The sequence below is a fragment of the Hyella patelloides LEGE 07179 genome (genome assembly GCF_900659865.1).
GTDB classification, from domain to species: domain Bacteria; phylum Cyanobacteriota; class Cyanobacteriia; order Cyanobacteriales; family Xenococcaceae; genus Hyella; species Hyella patelloides.
Window position 1 is genome coordinate 1,642 of sequence record NZ_LR214205.1, and the last position, 1,536, is coordinate 3,177.

2 protein-coding genes are annotated in these 1,536 nt (G+C 39.0%); both read right to left on the minus strand.

The window, feature by feature from the left end; translation table 11 throughout:
- Positions 1-742: TubC N-terminal docking domain-related protein (locus H1P_RS37910; protein ID WP_246142045.1), on the minus strand; the 742-nt coding region annotated here is incomplete at its 3' end.
- A gap of 298 nt (positions 743-1,040) precedes the next feature.
- Positions 1,041-1,536 (minus strand): acyl carrier protein (locus H1P_RS32185; RefSeq protein ID WP_186376275.1); only part of this gene is annotated, 496 nt, incomplete at its 5' end.

Genomic DNA, 1,536 nt, shown 5'->3' on the forward strand with positions numbered 1-1,536 from the left:
AAACATAGTCTCGAAATGAAAGCTTTAGTGTTTTTAGTTCAACTTGAGGATTTTGGTAAAGTTGAAACCATTCATCAAACAGACGAAACAGACTCCAAGCATCAAATATTTGTAGATCGTAGCTAATATGTAGCCGAACACGTCCTCGGTCAAGGCGAGTTGCGCAAAATTCAAATAAAGGCCATCTATCGGTAGCTACTACCTGGTGGGATAAACGAGCCCGAATTTCTTCGAGTTTGTCGCCGATAATACCTGCTTCTTGTCCTCTCAAATCTACAATTTTCATTTGATAGAGAGGCACTGTTTGTTGAATCTGCTGTTGTCCATCAGGCAAGATGATCGCTCTGAGCATATCGTGGCGCTCAATTAATTGTTTCAGTGCCCAGTTTAAACGCTCTAAGTCTAGGTCTTGCCCCTCAACTTCATAGTAACCGTGATTGGCAACATCGCCTAATTCTAACGTTCCATTTCGACCCACCCAAAATGCATACTGCATATCAGTTAAAGGAAAAGGTTCGTAGCGCAGTTCTGGAGAAGGAACAATAGTTGGCAAATCTCTAAAACTTACAGTGTTGTTATTCTGATGCAGTAGCCTAAGAATTTCTAGCTTATGACTTTTAAGGGCGTCTTTAAGATCTGTCGTGATCGCACCTTTAGGGGCATCAATTTCTAAGGTATTACCCTTAGCAGCTAATTTTATGTCTCTATAAGAAAGTGTATCTACTAGTGAATCTAAATCCATATTTCTAAAACAGATATCTATATGTTTTTGCAACTTATAACTACTTGGTTGCTGCTACCAAATCTTTAATGTCGTAATCAAAATACTTCTTAATTTCTGGCTTGGGTGATGTTTTAATCCAAGACAAAAAAAGCAACGTCTCGGATTAACCAAAACGAGATAATAAATCTAAGTGTTGGTATGATTCATTTTCCAGTCCCAGATAATTTTTAGTTAGAACGTCAAGCTAATTTTTGAAATTACAATATATAACGCAGCATATTTTAATGATTGATGTCAGATAATTTTGCAGGTTAAGCTAAATGCTCAATTTTTCTCTCTCTTCCTCCTCACCAGCAGTACAGGTCGTCTCCGATGCGACTAAACTGGCTAAAGCTAACTGTTTGAGCAATTGATCAGCTAACTGGGCGACAGTGTTGTTTCCCAAAAAATTTTCCATAGATACTTGCAATTCTAAATCACTCTCAATCTGATTTTTGAGCATCAAAGCTAACAAGGAGTCTAGGATGCTGGAAAAAGACTGTTGAGAAGTCAGTTCGTTTGGAGCAAGCTGTAATGAATTACAGAGCCATTCTAATAAGTAAGCTTCAAGCATCTGCTGTCTTGCCTCTGGTTTGGCAGCTAAAAGTTCTTGTTTAGTTAGAGCAGGAACTTTATCATCTAGTTGTTTTTCATCAGAGTCCATTTTTGCTAAACGAATTGCCTCCTGTTCTGGAGTAACCCCTACAGGAGATGCAGGAACTTCTCCTAGAGCCACATCCCCCCAACGCATTACCATTGCTCCTGCCGTAGCT